The organism is Pseudoalteromonas sp. S3178 (genome assembly GCF_005886985.1).
Lineage (GTDB): Bacteria > Pseudomonadota > Gammaproteobacteria > Enterobacterales > Alteromonadaceae > Pseudoalteromonas > Pseudoalteromonas carrageenovora.
Genome location: NZ_PNCW01000065.1, coordinates 1 through 17,892 on the forward strand (window position 1 = coordinate 1; position 17,892 = coordinate 17,892).

15 protein-coding genes are annotated in these 17,892 nt (G+C 37.8%); 3 read left to right on the forward strand and 12 right to left on the reverse strand.

What is annotated here, in order from left to right; translation table 11 throughout:
- Positions 1–135: 135 nt before the first annotated feature.
- Positions 136–309 carry a hypothetical protein gene (locus tag CWC11_RS22845; RefSeq protein WP_171038444.1) on the reverse strand — a complete coding sequence of 58 codons (174 nt, stop codon included), beginning with the start codon at positions 307–309 and terminating at the stop codon, positions 136–138.
- A 210-nt stretch (positions 310–519) separates the two neighbouring features.
- Here CWC11_RS22845 and CWC11_RS16800 point away from each other — a divergent pair, with 210 nt between their 5' ends.
- Positions 520–906, forward strand: a complete 387-nt coding sequence (locus CWC11_RS16800; RefSeq protein ID WP_138683598.1) for a YkgJ family cysteine cluster protein — start codon at positions 520–522, stop codon at positions 904–906.
- A 22-nt stretch (positions 907–928) separates the two neighbouring features.
- On the opposite strand, the gene CWC11_RS16805 is transcribed toward CWC11_RS16800, so the two are convergent.
- From CWC11_RS16805 to CWC11_RS16825, 5 genes are all read right to left on the reverse strand, one after another.
- Positions 929–1,348, reverse strand: a complete 420-nt coding sequence (locus tag CWC11_RS16805; protein ID WP_138683599.1) for a hypothetical protein — start codon at positions 1,346–1,348, stop codon at positions 929–931.
- Positions 1,349–1,436: 88 nt separating this feature from the next.
- Positions 1,437–1,802 (reverse strand): cupin domain-containing protein, encoded by a 366-nt coding sequence (locus tag CWC11_RS16810; RefSeq protein WP_138683600.1) that lies wholly within the window; start codon positions 1,800–1,802, stop codon positions 1,437–1,439.
- A gap of 139 nt (positions 1,803–1,941) precedes the next feature.
- Positions 1,942–3,882, reverse strand: coding sequence for a beta-agarase (locus CWC11_RS16815; RefSeq protein WP_138683601.1), 1,941 nt, complete (start codon positions 3,880–3,882; stop codon positions 1,942–1,944).
- Between the two features lie 11 nt (positions 3,883–3,893).
- The gene (locus CWC11_RS16820) at positions 3,894–4,712 is read right to left on the reverse strand and encodes an alpha/beta hydrolase (protein WP_138683602.1); all 819 of its coding nucleotides are present in this window, start codon (positions 4,710–4,712) and stop codon (positions 3,894–3,896) included.
- Positions 4,713–4,722: 10 nt separating this feature from the next.
- A complete protein-coding gene (locus tag CWC11_RS16825; RefSeq protein WP_138683603.1) occupies positions 4,723–5,832 on the reverse strand; it encodes a Zn-dependent alcohol dehydrogenase in 1,110 nt (369 codons plus the stop codon).
- 36 nt (positions 5,833–5,868) lie between these two features.
- Here CWC11_RS16825 and CWC11_RS16830 point away from each other — a divergent pair, with 36 nt between their 5' ends.
- Positions 5,869–6,723 carry a helix-turn-helix transcriptional regulator gene (locus tag CWC11_RS16830; RefSeq protein WP_249330759.1) on the forward strand — a complete coding sequence of 285 codons (855 nt, stop codon included), beginning with the start codon at positions 5,869–5,871 and terminating at the stop codon, positions 6,721–6,723.
- Here CWC11_RS16830 and CWC11_RS16835 read toward each other — a convergent pair.
- The 6 genes from CWC11_RS16835 to CWC11_RS16860 all read right to left on the reverse strand — a co-directional run bounded on the left by CWC11_RS16835 (position 6,709) and on the right by CWC11_RS16860 (position 14,739).
- Positions 6,709–7,986, reverse strand: a complete 1,278-nt coding sequence (locus CWC11_RS16835) for an NAD(P)/FAD-dependent oxidoreductase (RefSeq protein WP_138683604.1) — start codon at positions 7,984–7,986, stop codon at positions 6,709–6,711. The genes CWC11_RS16830 and CWC11_RS16835 overlap by 15 nt on opposite strands.
- 16 nt (positions 7,987–8,002) lie before the next feature.
- Complete coding sequence (locus tag CWC11_RS16840) at positions 8,003–8,311, reverse strand: 2Fe-2S iron-sulfur cluster-binding protein (protein ID WP_138683605.1); 309 nt, start codon at positions 8,309–8,311, stop codon at positions 8,003–8,005.
- A gap of 73 nt (positions 8,312–8,384) precedes the next feature.
- A complete protein-coding gene (locus CWC11_RS16845) occupies positions 8,385–9,557 on the reverse strand; it encodes a cytochrome P450 (RefSeq protein WP_138683606.1) in 1,173 nt (390 codons plus the stop codon).
- Positions 9,558–10,004: 447 nt separating this feature from the next.
- Positions 10,005–11,114 (reverse strand): mandelate racemase/muconate lactonizing enzyme family protein, encoded by a 1,110-nt coding sequence (locus tag CWC11_RS16850; RefSeq protein WP_138683607.1) that lies wholly within the window; start codon positions 11,112–11,114, stop codon positions 10,005–10,007.
- Positions 11,115–11,435: 321 nt separating this feature from the next.
- Positions 11,436–12,425 (reverse strand): SMP-30/gluconolactonase/LRE family protein, encoded by a 990-nt coding sequence (locus tag CWC11_RS16855; protein WP_138683608.1) that lies wholly within the window; start codon positions 12,423–12,425, stop codon positions 11,436–11,438.
- On the reverse strand, positions 12,412–14,739 hold the full coding sequence (locus CWC11_RS16860; protein ID WP_138683609.1) for a beta-galactosidase: 2,328 nt from the start codon (positions 14,737–14,739) through the stop codon (positions 12,412–12,414). Before CWC11_RS16860 ends, CWC11_RS16855 begins: the two co-directional genes overlap by 14 nt.
- Positions 14,740–15,510: 771 nt before the next feature.
- Between CWC11_RS16860 and CWC11_RS16865 the strand changes: the two genes are divergently transcribed.
- Complete coding sequence (locus CWC11_RS16865; protein ID WP_138683610.1) at positions 15,511–17,892, forward strand: TonB-dependent receptor; 2,382 nt, start codon at positions 15,511–15,513, stop codon at positions 17,890–17,892.

Here is a 17,892-nt window from a genome sequence, read left to right on the forward strand (position 1 = left end):
CTCGATTTTTACTTAGCCCACTAGGTTACAAACCTCGCGCCGCGATTAAATCGTCCCTAGATTGAACAAATTTCAATCCACAAAGTTCAACACGCCCTATAACTTAACGTATTCAGGTAGAAACGGAAAAAGGCACTAAAGCAAACCCACTATCCAATCGAAGGTAAAAACAGTCGTAAATAATTTTAGCGCAATAACAGCTACAAATAAGAGGATAAAGAACACTTTTGCTTTGTAGCTTTTCAGATTTTTCCAATACAAGCGTTTTGCATTAAATTCTGTCTTAAAATTATCTAAAGCGTCTTTCATGGTTACTCCCTGCTAATTTATTTCTATAAACATTGAGCCTAAACTATTCATATTGATGTGCACGCTATAAAGGGTAACAAGGTGTGTCATCAGTAATTTTAGTATGTATGATTTGTTTATTATCAAAAACGCGAATCTTTTAGAACAGCTAAAAATAAATTCGGTGCTACACTAGCAACTAACTTAAACTCGTTAACAGCCAACTAAATTATGAAAGAATGTAACCAGTGTGGTAAATGCTGTATTAAATACGGCGGCGGCGATTTAAGCGCATCAAAAGAAGAAATAGATTTATGGGAGCTTTTTAATCCCGAAATTTATGAATACGTTAAAAACAATGAGATTTGGTTCGACCCTAAAACAGGATTAAGGCTAAATGCTTGCCCGTTTTTAGACATTGCCCCTAAAAAAGACCCTCTCGCTAAAAATATGTATACCTGCAGTATCTACCTCGACCGACCAGAGGATTGCCGACACTATCCTAGCCTAATACCTGAAATGATCAGAGACGAATGCGAGATGATTGAACCTATCGACATAAAAAATCAAGCCAGAGCTCAGCATAAACTCGATATACTTATGATTGATAGTCGGTAACTCTCATTTAAGCTCAAAAAGTTTATTGGTTAATTTTTTTAGTTTTAAACAAGAGTAAGCGTGTATACCAACAACCTATAGCAACAACAATAGAGCCAAAGCAAATTAAAAGTAAGGGTCTTATAGGCTCATCCCACCCCATTGGAATAATTATAATAAATGGAGTTACACTCGCTAGAAGAACCATAGGTAAATTAAAAATATTAAATCTTTTTAATAAAATTGAAATTGGTACCCCGTAAACAAGTAGTGCGCAATAGACATAAAATAAGCTTCCGCCAACCATTGCAGCCGAGAATAGTATCGCATCTATATAGTTTTTTAAGGGCTGATATCCAAACAGAGCAGATACAATAGCAAGTAAGGCACAAGCAGGAAATAAGGCTAAAGGGCCTATTAATATTACGCCGATATATTTGATAAATAATCCATTTTTAATCAAGTATTTTTATGTAGCAGGTATTGAATAGCTTTAATAATATTAGGCACTTTGCTCAATACATTGAAATACTTATATTTAGTATAGTAACCTAAATCCACACATCATTTTCAGCGGTGAGTACTGAACTGTTTTCCCCAGTGTTAATGACTCCTCGAGGCTCGATAAGCATAATTTTGCATTCTTTTTTTGCAAAAGGTTTATGTTCAACCCCTTTTGGTATTACGTACATTTCTCCCGCTTTTAGATTAACTATACCATCTCGAAGCTCAATACTCATTTCGCCTTCAATAACTAAAAACACTTCGTCTGTGTTTGCATGAGAATGCCATGTAAATTCATTTTCAATCTTAGCGAGTTTAAATTGGTAATCATTCATTTCAGCAATTACTTTAGGTGACCACTGCTGTGTAAACTTTGAAAATTTATCGAGTAAATTGATTGGAGATGCAGACATATATTTTCTTCTTCGCTAATAGGATAAGCAAATATAACACACATAAAAATTGTATCTGAGTTTTAAAAAGCGGGCTCCTAAACAGCATGGTCACTCACTAATGAGTGCCCATACATTCGGTCACATCATAAACGGGGTTTTATTTATTACTAGCACTTATAATACCATCACTATACTCAAACACTTGAAGCGTAACGCTACTAACAAACCCGCCATCATCAGGGTAAGTAATTGATATTGTATTATTAGTTTTTAACAGCTCGTTTGATACTTCGATTTCTACCATGCTGAAAACTTGCGGGCGAAATTCTTGCTCATCACCGGCATAATCGGTTGGCACAGTAACTAAAGTGTCATTTACTTTAACGACAGGTTGTTGAGTTAAACCATGCTCTCTACCAAAACTTAAACGCAACATCCCTTTACCATATTTACTTGTTTTCACATCGTTAATGTTAAAATTAAGAGTTTTATTGGCATTAATAGGCTGTTTATAAGTCGTTGCGTAGTACTTGAGCTCGTCAGACTCAGCAGTCGCTTTTATATTATTGTTAAATGTATATTCAATAATTACTGTAGCTTCTGCTTCTATGTTAATACTTTTTGGTAACTCATTTTTTACGGCAATACTTTGTGATGTTTTAGTAAGCGTTGGCTCACCATTAGCAAAATGCAGTTGCTTAATTTTAACGTTATTAACCGGGTTGCGTGGTACCTCTGTTATATTTAGCAAAGCATTATTAGCGCTTGTTTCTAAATTACTGATAATCACATACGCTTTGTTTTTATTTACGTAGCTATCAACTAATAAGTCTGCTTCACTTGAGTCAGTATAAACGCGAGTGCCATTTACATCTGACCACAATTGATAAAACTTAATAATGTCAGTAAATACATATTCGTTGCCAGTTTCACCTGATTTTTCGTCATTGTGGCGTAGTAAACGCCATGCATAATCACGCCCCTCGTTACCACTCCATTCTGCTTTTGTTAAACTAAACGGAATAGCTTTAATTATGAGGTTTGGTTTAGCCATAAATTGCATCATCATAGGGCTAAACGACTTCATCGTTTGCCAGTCGTTTACTGCTGTCCATGGCGTTGCTTCTGTTTTATGGTCACGCCCACCATATTCCGAAATCATGAAGGGTTTTACCTCACCCAACTTTAGCTTTTCGTATTGCTCCATCATATCCATAGTGGCTTCAATACGCGCTCCTTTAAAGTTAGCGACGCCTTTATCGCGGTTTAAGTAGCCAAAGTCGTAAAGATGAATCGAAAAATAATCCATGTATTCACCGCTGGTATCTAAAAAGAGCTTCATTCGCTCATCCCAACGGTTAAAATTGTTATCGTCAAACCATGGGAAGGCCGTGGTGTATCCACCAATTTTAATGCCTGTATTAACTTTTCGTATGCCTTGGGCTACTTCATTATGAAAAATAAATGTATCGATAGGCTTACCGTGATGTACATCAACAAGTTCGTAAAGTGGCTCATTGAGTATTTCAAGGTATTGTGGACGTACTGGGCCTTTCTTCGGTCCTTGGTTGTCTTTTCGATAAAATTCATTTACAAAATTTCCCATGTATTGACCCACAGCATCGGTATTAGCAAAGCTCCATTCGTCTTTTCCTTTGTGATTACCAATCCAAAACTGATTAATTTGTCCCCCTATCACTAAATGGGCTCTGTTGTCGTATTTATGAAGCTTCGACAGCGTTTTACCATAATAATCTTCGCGAACTGTTTTACCATAGGCGGCAATACTATTTGGGTTTGCGTAGCCCAGGTTATTTGGGTCTTGCTCAACTTGAGTGGCGTAATAGGGCATTGAACCGTTATCACGACCCAAATACACGTCAAGGTCGTTAAGTAAGTAGTCTAGCTTGTCTTCTTCCCCCTTCCAATCGGTTGTAGTGAGCATTGAATGCATAACAATGTATTTGCTTCTATCAAAGGTTGATAGACCGTCAACACTGCGTTTTACATTTAAATTTACGAATACTTCTGACTGCGCCATTAAATTAAATGATGCAGTGCATGCAAGTGCCATTAAAAGTGAGCTGATAACTTTCATGAGCTATCTCCCTATTTGAATTGTGTGTGAGTTTTGCTCTGTAATTGATCAAAAAAGAGCATCGTTTTAGCTACATGTTTGTGCCAATACTCCCAGCAATGAGTACCTGCAAAAATATTGAACGTGTGAGGAATATTTTCATCAGCTAGCTTTTGAGCTAATGCAGAATTAGCACTAAAAAGTACATCGTCTTTGCCGCAATCAAATCTAAGCGGCGGTAGTGTTTTTTTATTAGCACTAAGTGTTTTAAACACATCACCGCCGTACTTGTCACTGGTCTGGTTTAGGGGCGTTAGAGTGAGTTCATCAACAAAATGAGTAAAGTCGTCAAGCTTGGTAATTGATGAGTGCGCTGATATACCGCTAAAAATAGTTGAATGTTTTGCGCCTAAACACAAAGCGCCATAGCCGCCCATTGAAAGCCCCGTAATATAAATATTTGATGAGTTTGAGCACATTGGTTGAGTTTGAATAACCGCGCTAATCACATCATCAGCAATCCATGCTTCATAATCTGCATTTTTAAGTGGCAAATACCCGCTGCCCTCGGCGTGCGCGCCATCTGACGGCATCACTAATACAAATTCGTTTAGCCCACTGCTACGAAGCTGCTGATACACTTTATGTACACCACCTAATTGGCTCCATACCCAATGACTCCCATAAACGCCATGCAGTAATATAATAATAGGCACATTGTTATTATTACTGGCTTCTCGATAAACACTTATATCTCCGCGCCCTTTTAAATGACTGCTATAAGCCGTTATTGTTACAAAGTTATCCGCGGTGTAATTGTTATTTGAGACTTCTAAACGATGAATAGTCATTTTCACTCCTTTAATCGTCAAACACGATGACACCTTTAGCGATACGCCCTGCAAGCATGTCATCAAAGCCTGTTTGTAAATCATCGAGTGAATAAGTTTTTGTTACTAGTTCATCAAGCTTGAGTTTTTTTGCGTCATAAAGATCTAATATTTGAGCAAAGTCGCGCTTAGGATTACATTGTCCGTAAAGCGGGTTTATATAAATTTTATCCCATTCAAATAGCTCACAATCAAAATCTATTTTTTGTTCAATACCACTAACTTGTACAGCAACACCTGCACTACGTATAAGTGCTAGAGGTGCAGAACCAAGTGCAGGCACCGCAGTACATTCAAAAGCGTAATCAGCTCCTCGGCCATTCGTTAACCCTTTCACTTCATTTACCATATGCTCTAAATCAGGGTCATTAGTTTTAGCAAGTACAGTATGAGTTGCTCCAAACTCCTTGGCTTGTAGCAATCTCTCAGCAGATAGGTCAATTGCTATAATTTTTGCTGCGCCCGATATAGCAGCACCCTGTATTGCATTTAAACCTACCCCACCACAGCCAAGTACTGCTACAGATGAGCCTGCTTTTACTTTAGCTGCGTTTACTGCTGAGCCGTAACCTGTCATTACCCCACAGCCAACAATACTGGCACTAGGGAACGGAATATCGCTATTAATTTTTATTACCGCCGCCGCTTTTACAACCGTATACTCGCTCATTGTGCCTAAATGAAATGAGCGTTCTAGAGTTTCGCCATCGTGATCGCACGCTTGTTTATTAGCATGTCCGCATAATCCGTTACCGGTTACAGGGCTATTTACTTCACATATATGTAAGTTACCTTCTTGACACTGAAAACACTCACCGCAGGGAATAGCCCAATTTAATATCACTTTATCGCCAACAGAAAACTCTGTAACGCCCTCTCCTAGCTCAACAATATTGCCTGCGCCTTCGTGACCTATAATAAATTTTTTGTTCCACGTTTTGATTGAGTCCCAATCTGTGTGGCAAATGCCTGACGCTTTTATTTTAATTTTTACTTCGCCAGCGCTTGGTTTTCCAACATTTACTGTATCGAAGAAAAACCCACCATTACCATCTGCAATTGCAGCTTTTGCCTTGTCCATGTAGACTCCTAAGTCTCTAAAAATAAGTATAATGTTATGAAGCAACCGACAATTTACTGCGAACCGTTTTGTATTAAAGACGGCTACGATTTCGAAATTCATCATGTTAGTTATCTTCAACACGATAGCTACTCATGTTTTATGCACTTTCATCAGGTGCACGAATTTATATTTTTTGAACACATTGACGGCACTTATTTTTACCATCAAGGTGAATCGGCTCTTTCTGATTTTGAGGTAGTTTTTACACCCGCCATGGAAACCCACGACTTTGCTTTAAATCCGCGCCCTAAATCTTGGTATATTGTGCAATTCATGCCTGAACGTCTTAACAACCCGGCCTTACAAGAATTTATAGAATTACTAAAAACAGGTTTGCATTTAAGCTTTAGCCCTGAAATACAAAAAAAAATTCATACGTTGCTCGCTTGGATGCTTAGCGAATTTAACGAAAACCCCAAAAGTAAAACTTGTGCTCAATTATTTAATTGCTTAATTACTATGGTCTGCGAATACGGTAAAAGCAGTTTAACCAAGCAGCAAACGCCATTAATTAGCTCGATAAGCTTTAAAAAGCTTACGCCGGTAATTAACGAGCTTAAAAAAAATAACGGCTTAAACCTTTCACTTGAGCAAGCCGCGACCCTTTGTCATTTATCACCTTCGTATTTTTCTCGCGTATTTAAAAAGCACTTTAGAGTGCCGTACTCCGACTACCTTATTCAGCACAAGTTATATAGCGCTGCCCGCTTACTTGGGCAAAGTGATGTTTCGGTGACTGATATAGCTTACGATTTAAGCTTTTCTAGCCCCTCGTATTTTATTAAGCAGTTTAAAAATCACTTTAAAGTAACTCCGCATCAGTATCGACAGCAGTTACGTCTCAAATAAATGAGGTTTTGCAAGCGATATCGTTAAGTCGCTCAATATTTTTTTGTTTACTTTTAAACTCTGCTTAATAGCTTGTGTGCCCAGTACATAGGCCTTTGCATGATTAACCGCTTCTACACAAAGTAGTGAATCATTATTAAAATACCAAAGAGAAAATTGATCGTTCGCTTCTTGGCGCTTAATGATTTCGTTATAGCCTTCAGACAAGCCTACAATTTGCAATTTACATTCGTATTGATCTGACCAAAACCATGGCAGAGCTGAGGTCGAAGGAATACTTTTAGCTAAAAACTTCGCGGCAGCTTTACCTTGATCAACTGCATTTTGTACCGACTCTAACCTGATCCAACGGTTATAGATGTTATTAAAATGAGTGGTGCAATCACCAATTGAGTAAATATCAGGGTGTGAAGTTTGACATACGTCATTTACTTTTATGCCTTGCTCAACAACCAGCTCAGCTTCTATTGCTAATTGTGTATTTAGCCTTACACCGACGCCCACTAAAATAAAATCGGCGGGATACTCACTCCCATCGCTGCATTGCACATAATGTTTATTGTTAATGTGCTTAATTTTTACGACATCTTTTGCTGTTTGTAGATCCACCCCTTTGGCTTTGTGTAAATCAGCTAAAAAGTCCGACATAGCAGATGATGTAACACGCGAGAGTATTTTTTCGTGTTTTTCGATTACCGTTACTTTAGCGCCAAGTGCTATAAAGGATGATGCCGATTCAAGGCCAATGTAACCACCACCTATGATGACAACATCTTTATCAACACTTGAATTCAATGCTGTTTTGATCGCAACTGCGTCTGCGTGTGTTCGCATCGCAAAATAGTGAGGGTTGCCATATTCGTCAACAGTTTCACTAAGGCCTTTAATGGGGGGTATAAAGGGCGAGCAGCCAGTCGCGATCACTAATTTATCAAAATCTAGTTGTTTATTATTTTTAAGAGTCACTGTTTTGTTTTGCTTGTCAATTGCAGTAACACGTTCACCTAAACATAAATCTATATGGTTATCGGTATAGGTTTTTAGTACTTTTAAAGGCGTTGATTTTACCTCTAACGATTGCAGCGTTTTTTTAGAAAGCGGCGGCCTGTGATAAGGCAACTCTAAATCACTATCAAGTAATGTTATTTTACCTAGCCAACCTTGCTGGCGTAAGTTAAATGCAAAATTAACCCCACCATGGCTGGCACCAATAATTACAACACTTTGCTGCAGCCTGTTTGATTCTAATTGTGTGTTTTGCATAATGATGCCTATTTTATTAGTTAGCGACTACAAAGGTCATGCCATCAATAGCCTCAGTAACCTCAATTTGACAGCATAAACGGCTATACTGTGTAACGTTGTCGTCAAGCTCTAACATGTCGCTTTCTATTTCCTCTGGTTGACCTATTTTTTCAAAATCATTTGGAGCTACATAAATATGACATGTTGCGCATGAGCAAACACCGCCGCAGTCGCCATCAATACCGCTAACACCATTAGCGGTTGCAAGCTCCATTAATGAACCACTATCGCCTTCAACTTCCACTGCGCCATTTGTTTTAGTCATAAAAATTACTTTTGCCATCGTATTAATCCTCTTTTTACTTTTTGAATACTTGCTACGGTACTTATTACGTTGTTGAATTATTTTGAAATTTTTATTTTGATTTAAAGCTCACTTGTAAACTGTTAAATCCTACTTTTCGTGAAAAGCCGCCTAGTTTTTCAATGTTTTCATCTGCTTTTATGGCTTCTATTTGAGCCACTCTATTAGCAATCGACTGCACAAGCTGACGCAAAATTTGACGAGCATGCGTTGCCCCTAAACAATTGTGATGACTAAAGCCAAAACTGATATGTGGATTAACTTTTCGGTCAAAGTCGACCTTATTTGGATTTTTAAATACATTTTCGTCACGATTAGCCGATGCCCAGCAAAGTGATATACGTGTATCTTCTTTTATTGCGTGTTCACATACAGTCGTGTCTTGAGTGGCAACGCGGCCCATTTGTGTCAGCGGAGCAAAATAGCGAATGAGCTCTTCGACAGCGCGGTTAAGTATGTCGGGCTCGTTATTAATGCGCTTTAAATCACTGATATTTTCACTAAAGTAAGCAATTGAATTAGTAATTGCGTTTATTACAGTGTCTCGCCCACCAGCAAAGGTGAGGATCATCACGCCTTTTACTTCTTCTTTACTCAGCTTTTTACCATTCACTTGTGAATTTAAAAGCACGGAATATAAATCATCACCAGGGTTTAAAATGGCGATTTCGATTTGCTCATCGATGTAGTCATATAAAATATTTGCTTTGTCGCCATCAAGTTCGCTATCTTCACTTCTAAATACATGAGTTCCCCAATCAATCCATGTTTGCGCTTTATCCATTGAGGTATTAAGTAATAGCGTTAACGCTTTAGATTGAAGTGGTAATGCAAATTGTGACACCACATCAAACGACTCAGCTTTAAAAGCGTTATCAATAGTTTCATCAATAATGTTTTGTAGGTGAGTTTGATAGCATTCATCTAATGGTCGTTTAAACCATGGATTTAATAGTTCACGAAAACCGCCGTGCTCAGGCGGGTCTACTTCAAATGGGATTTGACGTGTTTCACGTATTGCTACTTCTGATGGAATGACAATACGCCCTGGTTTAGCCCCTGATTGGAAAACAGCACAATTATGCGCCGCTTTACGTACATCTTTTAGACCTAATATCATATTGACGGGATCGTTTTGATCGTCCATTTGCCCCATACCTGTTGCTGAACGTTGCTGTGAAAATGCATCGGGGAAGTCGCTAATACCAGTTACTTTTGATGTCATAGTAAAACCTAATTTCTTTTATTAATTTATTTTGATATACCATGTTAATCACAATTTTATGATGTAAATACACGCATTTTGCTTAAAAATAGTAATTTAATGCTCTTTATTGCTGTTTTTAAAATATAAAAAAGCCAGCAATTTAAGCTGGCTTTGGCGGGGTTGTGAGAGCCCCTAACTAATTAATTTAAAGCATTGAAATAAAACTATTCTCGGCGTTAATTACAACCATAGGATTTACAGCAGACTTAGCAATTTTGGTTTGTGTAAAATAATCAATAGTTGCAATACTAATCACAATTTAACTTTATAAAAGCGTCCACAAAATCAGTACTCATAAATTTAATCTTATGACAAAGAGGTAATTATTCATTCCTTGATAAATAATCTCTACGCTGAATTTGTGGACACACAACAACTCTTTTCTTTTGTTACTAATTTTTGTAATTACGACTGTATAATTAAATGCTGTTTCACTAGTTGAGGGTCAAATTCTACACCCGTACCTATTATATCTGGAGCGCATGCTTGGCCATTTTTAAGCCTTAAAGGACGTGTTGTATATTCATCTATAGGGAATGAATGGACTTCTAAAAAGCCAGCATGAGGCTGAGATGCCAACAGTGAGACATGTAACTCGTGCATGCCATGGCTACAAATTGGCAAGTTGTGTGTATATGCCATACTTGCCACGTGTAACCACCCTGTAATACCGCCAATGTTTGACGCATCAGGCTGTAAAAAGCCTAACTTAGCTTGCTCAATCGCATAACCAAATTCGTGCAATGTATGCAAATTTTCACCCATTGCAAGCGGTATTGAAGTCGCTTGTGCTATGCGAGCAAAGCCTTTGTAATCATCAGGTAAAGTCGGTTCTTCAAACCAGGTTATGTCGTATTTTTCAATTGATTTAGCAAAACGAATAGCTTGCTCAACAGTCATTGAATAATTGGCATCTACCATAAGTGTTTTATCTTTACCTATTAGCTCTCTTACTGCGGCTACACGTTCTATATCTTCTTTAAAGTTGGGCTTACCGACTTTAATTTTTACTGCATTAAACCCACGATTTAAATAACCATCTATATTACTAAGCAGTTTTTCTTTACTAAAATTTAAATCTATTCCGCCTGCATAGCATTTTGTTTGGTCACTGCTACCACCCGCAACCTGCCATAATGGCGCATTTAAGCGCTTACACTTAATATCCCACAGCGCTATATCAACTGCTGAAATCGCAAAGCTAAGTAGTCCACCTCGGCCAACATAATGAAGATCCCACTGCAATTTGTCCCAAATTGCCATGATAGACATAGAATTTTGTCCAATTAATCCGGGCTTTATTTCATCGTTAAGGAGTGAATAAATTGCGCGACCACCTTTGCCGCCAGTGTAGGTATATCCCATCCCTTCATACCCGTCGTGAGTCATAATATGCAACGCAATAACTTCAAAGTGAGTGTGATCGCCATGCTTTGCATCACTTAACACTTCTGCTAGCGGAATTTGGTAATACTCGACTTTTACACTTTTGATTGTTTGTGATGATACTTTCATTAAGCCACCGAATTAGTTTACATGACACTGTTCATTGTTAACAATTTACAACAGGTATTTGTTGTTGTAAAGGTTATCTGTTTAATTAAGCGAAATTATCCGAGGGTCTGTTGATCTTTGAGAATTAAAATTTGTTCAAACTAGAGGCTATTTAATCGCAGCGTGAGATTTGTAAACTAGTGGTCTAAGTAAAAACAGAGCAAAGCTTCCGCGTCCTGCTCACGCCCTTTACCTTCATTCATGTAGGCAACAAAGAGTAAATAGCCCCTATTAAGCGTGCTTATAGGGGCTTTAATTTAACAATAGAATAACAAGACTATTTTATTTTAAATCAAGTGCCAATAGCTGTGTATGCGCTGTTATATAAACGCGGTTCTGTGATTGGTTAAACGTTAAATTAGCACTAATATTTCGCATTTCAATTTGAGCTAGTAGCTCAGCATTTTTATTAAATAACCATAACCCATTGGGACCTGTAGCAAATATAATCCCACTTTTATGTACCTTTAAACCATCTGGTAAGCCTTGGTCATGCTTAATTACTGGTGGTAATTCATAAAATATAGATTTACTTACCACTGCACCCCTGTCATTTAAATCATACTGATACCATGCAGGTTTATTAGCATTAGATGCCGCCACATATAACGTTTTATTATCAGCTGATAATGCGACCCCATTAGGGTAAATAAGATCACGATCCAATAAGGTGAGTTCCCCTGTATTTTTAAGTGAATATACCCCCTGAAACTTAAGCTCTTTGCCTTCATCATCTAATTGATTAGGTAAACCATAGGGTGGATCACTAAAATAAAGCATGCCTTGGTCGTTAAAAACGCCATCGTTTGGGCTGTTAAACTTTTGTCCATTATAATGACTTACAATTTGTAGGTATTGTGATTTAGGCGTGCTTAATGGCGTCTTCATTTTTGATATAACACGTGAGCGCGATTGCAAAAGCACAAGCTCATTTTGTTTATTTACAATTAAACCATTTGAATAGCCACTATGCGCTAAGTACAAACTTGCACCTTTATCGGGTGTATATTTATAAACCTGATGATTAGGTATATCAGAATATAATAAATATCCTCCTTGATTAACCCAAACCGGCCCCTCTAGCCAGTCATAACCCGAAGCGAGGGTTTTTACAGGGTTATTTAAGTCAAGCACCTCAAGTGCTTGCTCATGATATATTTTATAGGGGCCTTGCTGAAGTAGCTGTGTATTAGCTTCCTTAGCAACTGTATTATCAGATACGCCTAAACAGAAAACACACACAGCGCTTAGTATATATTTAATTTTTTGCATTATTATACCTGCGTTCATATAAAGATTTATTCACGCTTTTAGCTGCATCAACAAGCGGTTTGTAAGGAATGTCAGTTACATTTACAAAGCCTACATTGTAGTTTTCACCATCGTATGCTCGCCCAGTTAGTGGAGAGTCTATGTATTGAAACCAATGTGCACCAACAAAATATGGGTTATCTATAACGCTATTCATATATTTTTTGTATTTAGTACCACGCTCTTGCTGAGATTGAGTGTGTATAAGGCCTGGGTTTAATAGCCCAGAATCAAGCGACCCATTATGAAATTCACCTATTATGCTTGGCATGTCTATATCAGGTAAAAATGCCCAAAAATCTTCATTTAACCCCTCTCGGTAATAGTTGTAGCTCATCACATCTACATGCGCGGCAGCGGCGGCTCTTATTTCAGGCGTCATACCCCAGTCAGCAAAACGTGCTCCCATATTCAGCTGGTTGGGAAGATGTTTAGCTATAGCAGCGTCAACCACTGCAAAATACTGATTAGCATAATGAAACAACATCGCTGATAAATCGATATTAGTTTGCTCGTTAAACTGCGTAAGTGTAACGCCTGCAGCAAACTCATCCCATGAGGCAATACGTGTATTCCATGCTTTATTAAGCTTGCTAATTTGGCTGTATTTATTGTTCATCAAGGTTACAAATTGCGCTTTTGTCGGGCTATTTTGAGCATTATTTTTAAGTGTATTAATTGCAATGCCGTAACGCGCAGCGTCAGAATTCATCATCCCCCAGCTTTTTTCATTATCAATAAATACACCAACACACCAAGGACTGTTTTTAACTTGCTGGGCTACTTTTGCAAGCGTTACATCTGCGCGCTCAACGAATAATGGATCAAATGGGTCAGGTAATGGACTCCAGTAGTCGTTACCACTGCTTACCGTTTTGAAATTACCAATGATCCACGCGTTAGCAAAGTAAGGTAATTGGTTAGTATGGTAATAGTCTTCCTCTATCCAATTACCAAAAGAAGTAAAGCCCCATGAAAGCATGCGTTTTACAGTGGTGTTTTGCCACTGTTTCATTAAGTCATTGTTGTTATGGGTTTGATACTTTCGCTCTAAATTAGCGCGATAAAAACTAAACGTTTCACCTTTTTTAATTGCACCACTGTGAACTTCGCGTCTGTAGCCGTAGTTATCAGCAAAAGGATTGCTTTGTTCTGGTAGCCAATTAAACATATCAGATCTTAGTGTTGAGCTTTTATAACGTGTTGACCACGCAGTTTTTGGAGCTGGATTTAATCCTAATGAATCCTCTGGTGTTAGATCATTAGCTTCACGCTGCTTAATATAGCTTTGGTCAAAATCGTAACCGGTAATGGTTGATGTATTTGCCATACGAACGTTATCAATACCGGTTGAAAAAAACAGATAGCCTTGTGGGTCTACTAAACTCCATTTGCCTTTGTATTTTTCGGTTCTAAAATATCCCGTTGCTTCTAATCGTGGGCCGTTTTTCCAGCCACTAAATTTAGAACGTCCTTTAATTGGTGAGTTTTGTAACTCACCTTGCTCTTTTAGAGAAATAACTTGTAACTGCTCAGATGAAGATATTTTATTGGTGAAGTTTAGTTTTGCATTTTGACCAAATTTATCAACTAACCCTTTTAGATAGTTAGTATCAAAATTAGTTGGCTTTATAAGGCGCAAGTTATCTATTAAAATACGTTTATCTTCAAGTAGCCCTTTTACTCCAAATGATATTTTTACAATGCTGCTAACATCGATATTTTTTTGTCCGCCTCTATAGATTATTGGCGTATAACTGCTTTTCCAACTTGGTGGGTTTGAGCGAATACCTGAATTAACATTTAAATTTTCGCCTTTTAATTCTATGTAATACGTATTTTGAGACTTTGCTGGCACAACAACACTTCGAGTTTGAAATTCACCCGACTTATCTGCTGTTTTTATGTATAAGTGTGTAGACACCTCATCAGGGTTTTGAATATCTAATGCAAGCGCAAAATTTCCAATAGCTTGCCAATCCCAGCCTTTTGGGTTTATAAATTCAAAGTCACTTTCTACATTAGATTTAGATTTTAATGTCACCGCTAATTTATGGTTTCCTCCTTCTTTTATTAATGCACTAAAGCCATTAATTGTATTTATATACTGACTGTAATTGTTATGTTCAAAATCAAAAATTATATGTTCTTTTTTTAATGGACTAACTGCTTTAGTTGAATCTTGATTCGACGTTTTCGCATTATTACACCCTGCAAGTACTGTTAAGCAAAACAAAGCGGATGATAATTTTACACTATAAGGATTGAAAATCATGTTGACCTACTATTGTGCGTATTAAATTGTGTACTTTTAAGCATTTGTTGTTAGCAAAAAAGCGCTCAAACAGAAAAGATAATTACACACAGAATATAATAAAACAATTAACTGTTAACAATAATGCGTACATTTATAAAAGACACACAATAGTAGAAGGTACTTAAATACATATAATTGAGTGTATTAAATTAATTTTCATCTAAGGCTAGTTGCTTTTCTGGGTCGAAATTCGTTAAATCTAGGGGTGATTCAATCGGTGCGTGAGGTTTGCACCTCGTGGGCTCAGTAACTGCTCCTGTGTTACCCTACTGGCATACATTCATGTAAGAATAAGAAAACAGCGCAAAACTTCCGCGTCCTACTCACGCCCCTTACCAACATCAATGTAGGCAACGAAGCGTTAATCATCCCTAGAAAGAACCCTTTAGGCAGCGCATGTTTAGTATTTATGCTGCGTTATCGTCTATTTATAGGAACAACCACACTACATAGGCTCCGCCTTGCCTGAAAAACAAACATACTGCTTTAAATTCAACTATAAAATTTCAATACGCTCTAATATTTAGTAATTATTTTAAGCGGGAGTAAAATAGTTCTTCATAGCTAAATAGAGTCAATATTTTATAAATTTTATGATAAATAATACAGCTTATCGGTATTTTTGTTGATTTAAACGCAAACAGCAGTGCTATAGTATAACATTGTTGATTCGTCAATTTTACGGTGTTATATTATATCACAACATAGTAACCGCGAACCAATATATCCATGACAAAGTTAACATTAATCTCCTCTGCTATTTTTTCTGTTTTATGTTCTCAATCAGCTTTGGCTGCCACTGTTACTGGCAAAGTAATGGATGACAAAAATCAACCAATTAAAAATGCCTCAATTCATGTACATGGCAAAAACCAAAGCGTTAAAAGTAACGATTTAGGCGAATTTGCTATAGAAATCGATGCAAATAGCCAATTACATATTAGTAAAGACAACTACGTAGACTCTCGTATTGCTGTTAGCGAATCTTCAAACAATCTGTCTGTATCACTTAAACCAACATCGGTTGAGACAGTGGTTGTTTATGCCTCTGCACTTCATAAAAATAGCCTCGAGATGATATCGCCAGTAAGCGTACTCTCAGGTGATGAATTAAGAAATAAATCAAAACCAACTCTTGGTGAAACTCTAAAAGGTTTACCAGGCGTAAATGCAAGTTACTTTGGCCCTGTATCATCAAGCCCAATTATTCGTGGTTTAGATGGCCCTCGCGTTAAAATTACGCAAAACGGTTTAGATGCTAGCGATGCTTCACGCATTGGCCCTGATCATGCAACATCAAGCGACAGCTTAGCAGCTGAACAAATCGAAGTTCTTCGCGGTCCAAGCACCCTACTTTATGGCTCTGGCGCTATTGGTGGTGTAGTAAATGTGGTTGATAACCGTATTCCTACTAGCAATATTGACGATTTAACAGGCGCGGCCGAATATAGCCACGACACTGTATCTAACGCAAACACAGTTGCTGCAAAGCTTGAAACTGGTAATGACGGCTTTAACTTCCATTTTGATGGTACAAAACGCAGCGGCGACGATTACCAAACACCAAATTTTACTATCACCGATGATGATGGCGATGTTGAAAAAGAAGCTTCAGTAGAGAACACCTTTATTGATAGCGAAACGCTTAACTTTGGTACTAGCTATGTTGGAGAGCACCTAACGGTTGGTTTTTCTTACGGTAGCATTGATACCGATTACGGTATTCCGGGACATGAGCACCACCACGAACATGATCACGAAGGCGAAACTGAAGAAGAACACGAAGAGCATGAAGATGAAGAGGCAGAAGAAGCCGTTTATGCACATTTAGAACAAGACCGTTGGCAGGGTTTGATAAGCTATGCACTGCATAACAATTGGATTGAAACCATCAACCTACGTGTTGGCTATACCGATTACTCGCATAGCGAAATTGAAGACGGTGAAATTGGTACAACTTTTAAAAATGAAACCACTGAAACGCGATTAAATGTTGAACACAAACTAGGCCAGTGGCACGGTATGATTGGCTATCACTATAGCGAGTCTGACTACGACGCTATTGGTGAAGAAGCATTTACACCTGCAAGTGTGACGACTACTCATGCTTTATATTTACTTGAAGAGCGTGAATTTGGTAATGTAACTATTGAGCTTGGTGCCCGTGTTGAAGAGTATAAGATAAAAAGCAACATTACTGAGTCTGAGCACGACCACGATCATGATAAAGAAGAGGAAGAGCATGACGAAGAAGAAAGCATTGCTTATAGCAAACGCTTTACAAACGTAAGTGCATCTGCCGGTGCTATTTGGCAATACACGCCAGGACAAAGCGTAGCACTGAGCTTATCTCACTCTGAACGAGCGCCGCTTTCAGCTGAGCTTTTATCTAATGGTTTACACATTGCTACAGGTACCTATGAGCTTGGCTTAGGCTACCAAATAGAAGACAACGAAGCCCACTTTGAACCAGAAGACATCGAACAAGAAAAATCAACAAACCTTGATTTAAGCTTTAGACGTTTTAACGGTAATTTTGGCTATACAGTTAACTTTTTCTATAACGATATTGAAAACTTTTATTTCCAAGAAAATACTGGTTTAGTTTACGATGAAGAAGATGGATTAGAGTCAGCGATTGGCGCACATGACGATGCTGTCGCGGTTTACCAATTCACAAGTAAAGACGCAGAACTTTATGGTATTGAATTTGACGCTCATTACCAACTAACATCTAGTGCTATGGTTAAAGTGTTTGGTGATTCAACTCGTGCAAAGCTAAAAGACGATGAAGGTAACCTACCACGTATTCCAGCTAATAAATTAGGCTCTGAATTACAATATGATTTAGGCGATTTACAGCTAACACTTACTGGTACTCATTACTTTGATCAAAATGATGTAACCGCATTTGAAACAAAAACCGATGGCTATACGTTATTTGATGCCCAAGCTAATTACCAACTAGGTTTAGGTACGGTAGATGCGCAGCTTTATATAAATGTAGATAACATTACAGACGAATTAGGTTTTGTGCATAGCTCATTTATTAAAGATAAAGCACCATTACCAGGTAGAAACTTCCGCTTTGGTGTTCGCGGCTACTTTTAA